The 6,755-nt window shown below is 68.9% G+C and carries 5 protein-coding genes; 1 reads left to right on the forward strand and 4 read right to left on the reverse strand.

Annotated features, from left to right (window positions below):
• Positions 1 to 152: 152 nt before the first annotated feature.
• The gene (locus tag EX88_RS0116065) at positions 153 to 1,355 is read right to left on the reverse strand and encodes a dipeptidase (RefSeq protein ID WP_031373012.1); all 1,203 of its coding nucleotides are present in this window, start codon (positions 1,353 to 1,355) and stop codon (positions 153 to 155) included.
• A 227-nt stretch (positions 1,356 to 1,582) separates the two neighbouring features.
• On the reverse strand, positions 1,583 to 2,836 hold the full coding sequence (gene hutI / locus EX88_RS0116070) for an imidazolonepropionase (protein ID WP_031373013.1): 1,254 nt from the start codon (positions 2,834 to 2,836) through the stop codon (positions 1,583 to 1,585).
• Positions 2,837 to 3,005: 169 nt separating this feature from the next.
• Here hutI and EX88_RS0116075 point away from each other — a divergent pair, with 169 nt between their 5' ends.
• Positions 3,006 to 4,286, forward strand: coding sequence for a formimidoylglutamate deiminase (locus tag EX88_RS0116075; protein WP_081931092.1), 1,281 nt, complete (start codon positions 3,006 to 3,008; stop codon positions 4,284 to 4,286).
• 57 nt (positions 4,287 to 4,343) lie between these two features.
• Here EX88_RS0116075 and EX88_RS0116080 read toward each other — a convergent pair whose 3' ends face one another.
• Both EX88_RS0116080 and EX88_RS0116085 read right to left on the reverse strand, forming a co-directional pair.
• Complete coding sequence (locus EX88_RS0116080; protein ID WP_031373015.1) at positions 4,344 to 4,856, reverse strand: methylated-DNA--[protein]-cysteine S-methyltransferase; 513 nt, start codon at positions 4,854 to 4,856, stop codon at positions 4,344 to 4,346.
• Positions 4,856 to 6,430 (reverse strand): DNA-3-methyladenine glycosylase 2 family protein, encoded by a 1,575-nt coding sequence (locus EX88_RS0116085; RefSeq protein ID WP_081931096.1) that lies wholly within the window; start codon positions 6,428 to 6,430, stop codon positions 4,856 to 4,858. The genes EX88_RS0116080 and EX88_RS0116085 overlap by 1 nt, the downstream gene beginning before the upstream one ends.
• Positions 6,431 to 6,755: the final 325 nt, after the last annotated feature.

Consider the following 6,755-nt stretch of genomic DNA (forward strand, 5'->3'; position numbering starts at 1 on the left):
CAAGCCGGGCTTCTGCGTTTCAGCGGTCTTGCCATCGCAATGGCGATGCCGCAGATGTAATTGGCACAGATGTAACTGGCGCGGATGTAACTGATGCGAATGCAACCGCCGCGAATGCCGATGCCGCGAACGTCCCGCGTTCGCGGCCGGCCTTACGACTTCTGCGCCAGCTTCTCGACCGCACTCCACACCCGCAGCAGATTGCCGCCGAGCACCTTGCGGATGGTTTCGTCGGAGTGGCCGCGCGCCTTCAGGCCCTCGATCAGATTCGGATAATCGGCGACCGACTTCAGGCCTTCCGGCAGGGCGCCGCTGACGCCGTCGAAATCCGAGCCGATGCCGACATGGTCGGCGCCCAGCAGCTTGATGCCGTAGTCGATCTGGTTCAGCACCGCATCGATTTTGACCGCGCGCGGCGGGTGCGATTTCTCCCAGGCCTGGTCGAAGGATTCCTGAGACTGCACGGTTTCGCCGCGTGCGCGGGCGGCGGCCTGTTCCTTTTCGAACTTGGCGTTGGCGTCGAAATAACCCTGAGTATCGGCCGCCGAGGCCGGGTCGACGAAGGCGTTGCCGAACACGATCTGGACCACGCCGCCCTTCGCCGCGACCGCCTTGGCGAGCTCGTCGCTGAGGTTGCGCTCGAAGCCCGGGGTGAAATGGCGCAGGCCGGAATGGCTGGCGATCACCGGCGCCTTGCTGCGCGCGAGCACGTCGAGAACGGCGTCGTCGGACAGATGCGAGACGTCGACCATAATGCCGAGCCTGTTCATTTCGTCGACGACCTGTTCGCCGAACGGGCTCAGGCCTTTCCACTTGCGGTGCTTGTCGTAGGACGAATCGCTGATGCGGTTGTCCTGGCCATGGGCGAGCGTGATGTAGCGCACGCCGCGGCCGTGGAAGCGCGCGAGCTGGGCGAGGTCGTCGCCGATCGGCGCGCCGTTCTCCATGCCGAGCGCGAGCAGCACCCGTTGGCCGCGTTCGTGCAGGCGTTCCAGGTCGGCCGGCGAACGCAGCAGGGCGAACTTGTCCGGATGGCGGCCGATCATCGCCTCGACCGCGTCGATCTGGGTGTGCGCGGTCTGCTGCGCGGTGCCGGCGGCGTCTTCGCCGGGCGAGGTGTAGATCGACATGAAGGCGACGTCGAGCCCGCCCTGGCGCGCGCGCGGATAGTCGAACTCGACCTTGGGCGTGTCGACGCCGAGGTCGTTCCAGTGCCGCAGCAGTCCGCTCGGCGCGTCGATATGGGTGTCGACGATGATCGCGTCCTGGGCGAAGCGCTGGCCCGCGCTCAGAGGCTGGTCGGCGAGCGCGAAAGGCGGCGACAGGAGCAGGGCAAGAGCGAGAACGGTCCGCACGGTACCTCCAGGTGGGCAGCGAAGACGGCGTAATGCCGCATCGGGCAGCCAGCCTACAACAGCGCGCCGCGGCTGCCTTGCGGCGGCGCAGCGTATACGCAGAATCATCGATGCCAGCTCGTGGCTACGCGGTTGCGCTGCTTGCAAGGGTAGGAGCGGCGCGAGCCGCGACCGCACAGTCCGATCGTTGCGTCGAAGGGTTCGGGCGAAAGCGATCAGCATCGGCTCTAGCCGATCGTATCAACCAACCGCCGCCCACCTGCGAACACGCGCTGCGCCAGACCGCCGCCGAGCCAGTAACACAGCTCCGAGGGATGGCCGATGCGCCACTGCACGAAATCGGCACGCGCGCCGACCCGCAGCACGCCGCGATCGGCCAGGCCGAGTGCGCGCGCCGCATGCACGGTCGCGCCGCGCAGGGCTTCTTCCGGGGTCAGGCGGAAATGCGTGCACGACAGCTGCATGGCCTGGCGCATCGACAGCAAGGGCGAGGTGCCGGGGTTGCAGTCGGTCGCCACCGCCATTGCCACGCCGTGTTCGCGGAAGGCGTCGAGCGGTGGCAGCTTGGTCTCGCGCAAGACATGGAACGCGCCCGGCAGCAGCACCGCGACCGTGCCGTGCGCGGCCATCGCACGCACGCTGTCGAGCGAGGTGTGTTCGACATGATCGGCCGACAGGCCGTCGAAACTTGCGGCCAGGGCGGCGCCGCCGAGATCGCTGAGCTGGTCGGCGTGCAGCTTGACCGGCAGGCCGAGCGAGCGCGCGGCCTCGAACACGCGGCGGGTCTGCCCGGGGCTGAAGCCGATGCCTTCGCAGAACGCGTCGACTGCGTCGATCAGGCCTTCGGCGTGCAGGCGCGGCATCCACGCGCAGACCGCGTCGATGTAATCGTCGGCGCGCCCGGCGTACTCGGGCGGCAGGGCATGCGCGGCCAGATAGGTCGCGCGCACCTCGACGCCGAGGGCATCGCCGACCGCACGAGCGACCCGCAGCATCTTGCGCTCGTTGTCGTAGTCCAGGCCGTAGCCGGACTTGATTTCCAGGGTGGTGGCGCCGTCGGCGAGCAGGGCGCGGGCGCGCGGCAGCGACTGGCGCAGCAATTCGGCTTCGTCGGCGGCGCGGGTCGCGCGCACGCTGGACACGATGCCGCCGCCGGCGCGGGCGATTTCTTCGTAACTCGCGCCCTGCAGGCGCTGCTCGAACTCGCGCGCGCGGTCGCCGGCGAAGACCAGGTGGGTGTGGCAGTCGACCAAGCCCGGGGTGATCCAGCCGTCGGCTTCGATCACGCTTTCGGCCAAGCTCGCCGGGTCGGCGCCGAGCGCGCTGCGCGGGCCGATGTGGGCGATGCGGCCGTCGCGCCAGGCCAGGGCGGCGTCGGCGATCTCGCCGTAGCCTTGCGCGGCGTCGAGGGTGGCCAGCGAGGCGCCGACGATGAGGCCGTCGTAGCGGCCGCCGCCGGCAGGATGGGATGCGGTGCTCATGGGCCGATTCTACATGGGCGATTCTGCCCGGCCGATTTCAGCCAGCCGACCATAGCCAGCCGATCCTAGCCAGCCGACCTTAGCCAACCGATCCTGGCCGCCGCGCCGCGCCGCGCCGCGCCGCGTCGCGACGGTCGCATCGCGCGCCCGCGCAGGCGAGAATGCGCGCATGACCACCTCAGACCAAGCCGCTCTCTGGACGCCCGCCGGCTGGCGCCGCGACGACACCATCATCGAACGCATCGTGCCGGGTATCGCCAACCTGCATTCGCATGCCTTCCAGCGCGCGATGGCCGGCATGGCCGAGCGCCAGAGCGACCCCAGGGACAGTTTCTGGACCTGGCGCGAGACCATGTACCGCTTCGCCGGGCGCTTCACACCGGAGTCGCTGCACGCGGTCGCCAGCCAGCTCTATGTCGAGATGCTCGAAGCCGGCTACACCACGGTCTGCGAATTCCACTATCTGCACCACGCCCCGGACGGCCGTCCTTATGCCGACCCGGCGGCGATGTCGCGCGCCCTGATCCAGGCCGCGCGCGAAACCGGCATCCGCATGACCCTGCTGCCGGTGCTGTACATGACCGGCGGTTTCGACGAACGCCCGCTCGGCGAGCGCCAGCGCCGTTTCGGCCATGAAGTCGATGCTTATCTGCGTTTGCTCGACACCTTGCGCAGCGAGTCCGATGAACTGCTGAAGGTCGGTTGCTGCCTGCACAGCCTGCGCGCGGTGCCGCCGTCGCCGATGCGCGAGGTGCTGGCGGCGTTGCCGGACGACAGCCGCGTGCACGTGCACATCGCCGAACAGGTCGCCGAAGTCGAGGACTGCCTGGCGATTCGCAAGGCGCGGCCGGTGCGCTGGTTGCTCGATCATGCCGAAGTCGACGAACGTTGGACCCTGGTGCACGCGACCCATCTCGATGCCGGTGAAGTGCAGGGCATCGCCGACAGCGGCGCGACCGTGGCGATCTGCACCACCACCGAGGCCAATCTCGGCGACGGTCTGTTCCCGCTGCGCGATTACCTCGACGCCGGCGGCGCCTGGGGCGTGGGTTCGGATTCGCATATCTCGGTATCGCCGGTCGAGGAACTGCGTTGGCTCGAATACGGCCAGCGCCTGATCACGCGCCGCCGCAACATCGCGATCGGCACGCATTCGACCAGCGTCGGCGAGACCTTGCTGCGCGGCGTGGTCGCGAGCGCCGAGCGCTCGACCGGCTTCGATGCGATCAGCCTGGCCGGCGATTTCCTCACCCTCGACCGCGACGCCCCGGCCTTCGCCGGCGCGACCGATGAGGATTACATCGACCGCTGGTTGTTCAGCGGCAACCGCAATCTGGTGCGCGAGGTCCATGTCGGCGGCCGCCAGGTCGTCGCCGAAGGCCGTCATCGCGATCGCGACGCGGTCGCCGCGCGTTACGGACGGACCTTGCGGGCCTTGCTTGCCGATTGATGGATGCCGTGATCGATGTTCCGATCGGCGTCTTGCGCGAGCGCCGGTCGCCCGCGCTCAGGCCGGTGCGAACAGATCGTCGATCGGCACCCGTCGAGGCAGCACGCCTTCGAGGGTCAACAGGAACTCCTTGGTCGGCAAGCCACCGCCGAAACCGGTCAGGCTGCCGTCGGAGCCGATCACGCGATGGCAGGGCAGCACGATCGGCAGCGGATTGCGGCCATTGGCCGCGCCGACCGCACGCGTCGCGGTCGGTTGGCCGATATGGCGGGCCATCTGCGCATAGCTCCAGGTCTCGCCCCAGCGGATCTGCATCAGCGTGCGCCACACCTGCAATTGGAACGGCGTCCCGTGCGGCGCCAGCGGCAGATCGAATTCCTGGCGCGTGCCGGCGAAGTATTCGCCGAGTTGCTTGCGTGTTTCGAGCAGCACGCCGTTATCGCCCTCGTGCCAATCGGCGCCGCGCTTGACCGGATGCCAGGGCGCTTCGAACTCGATCACACGCAGGCCGTCGTCGGCGCTGGCGAGCAGCAATTGGCCGACCGGGCTGTCGATGTGCTGGAACGTGATCATGCGGCTTTCCGGGGTTTCTTCGTGGCGCGTGCGGGTGCCGCGACCGGTTGAGCAGTGTCGCCGAGAGCCTGACCGATCGGCACCGGCATGCTGTCGCGCCAGACGTGGATCACCGCATAGGCCCGCCACGGACGCCAGGCTTCGGCGCGCGCGTTGAGTGCCTTCGCGCTCATCCGCACGCCGTCTTCGGGCACCGCTTTCTGCAGCACGAGGTCGTCGGCCGGGAACGCATCGGGGTGGCCGAGCGCGCGCATCGCGACGTAGTGCGCGGTCCACGGGCCGATGCCGGGCAGGGCGACCCAGCGAGCGACGAAATCGTCGAGGGTGCGTTCGGCGCGGAAATCGACCCGGCCTTCGAGCAAGGCGCGTGCCACCGTGCGCACGGTATCGGCGCGGGCGCGGGTCAGCCCGATCTGGGTGAGATCGGCATCGGCCAAGGCTTCCGGCGTCGGGAACAGATGTTCGAGGCCGGCGGCGAAGGGCTTGGGCAGGGCCTGGCCGAATTGCTGTGCGAGCCGCGTCGCCAGGGTGCGCGCGGCGGCGACGCTGACCTGTTGGCCGAGAATTGCGCGCACCGAGATCTCGAAACCGTCCCAGCCGCTCGGCAGGCGCAGGCCCGGGCGTTTCGCCAGCAAGGGCTTGAGGCGCGGATCGACCGAGAGCGCCGCGGCGATCGCGTTCGGATCGGCGTCGAGATCGAACATGCGGCGCAGGCGATTGGTGATTTCGAGCAGACGCGCCGGCTTCGGCCCGTGCAGTTCGAGCTTCAGTGCGTGCTCGCCGCCGCGCCAGGCGCTGACGCGCAGCCAGCCGGGCGCTTCGATCGGCCCGATTACCCGGCTGTAACTGTGCGCGTCGACCACTTCGACGCCGGGCAGGGCGCGGCCGCGCAGGAAGTCGAGCATCGCCGCGAAGTCGTAGGGCGGGCGATAGCCCAGGCGCAGAGTCAGGGTATTGCCGTCGCCGTCGGGGCTTTCGTTCGGGCGCCGGCGCAGATCGCGCGGCGCCATCCGGTAGGCCTCGCGGAACGTGGTGTTGAAACGGCGCAGGCTGCCGAAGCCGGCGGCCATCGCGACCTCGGTGATCGGCAGACGGGTTTCGGTCAGCAGTTGCTTGGCGAACAACAACCGCCGCGTGCCGTGCACGCCGATCGGCGGCGCGCCGAGGCGTTCGACGAACAAGCGCCGCAACTGGCGTTCGCCGACGCCGACGCGTTCGGCCAAGGCGGCCAGCGGCTGATCGGCCAGCAAGCCTTCGTCGATCAGCTTGAGCGCACGCGCCACCGCGGCGTCGCCGCGGCGCCATGCGCCTTCGCCCGGCGATAACTCCGGACGACAGCGCAGACAGGGCCGGAAACCGGCGGCTTCCGCGGCCGCGGCATGGCCGTAATAGACCACGTTCTCGCGCTTGGCCGCGGGCGCCGGGCAGACCGGCCGGCAATAGATGCCGGTGCTGGTGACGGCGGTGAAGAACAGGCCGTCGAAGCGCGGATCGCGGCTGAAACGTGCCTGTTCGCAGACGCGCCAATGCGGCAGCGAGGCGGTCGGTGCGGGGGTGATGGGGGCGTCCATGAAGCAAGGCTAGCACCGGCGAGGGGGCGGGACTCGCCGGATTCGGACATGAATGCTGGAAGGAGTGTTCTTGTCTTGTGGGGCCGATATACGGGGTTGGTCGGTCGCTGGCTTTGGCTTGAGGGTGGGAGGGGCGTGAGCCGCGGCTGGGGGGCTTCAAGCTGAGGCGGCCCGATTGCCCGATGCTGTCGTACTAGCTTTGACTCTTGCCCTTGCCCTTGGCCTGGCTGTTGCTGTGCGTCGCCACGCACTAGCGAAGGCAATCGAAAACCCGGAGGGCGGCGCGCAGGGATGCGCGCCGTTTTTCATCGGGACAAGGATGTCC

Source organism: Lysobacter antibioticus, from assembly GCF_000731095.1.
GTDB lineage: Bacteria > Pseudomonadota > Gammaproteobacteria > Xanthomonadales > Xanthomonadaceae > Lysobacter > Lysobacter antibioticus_B.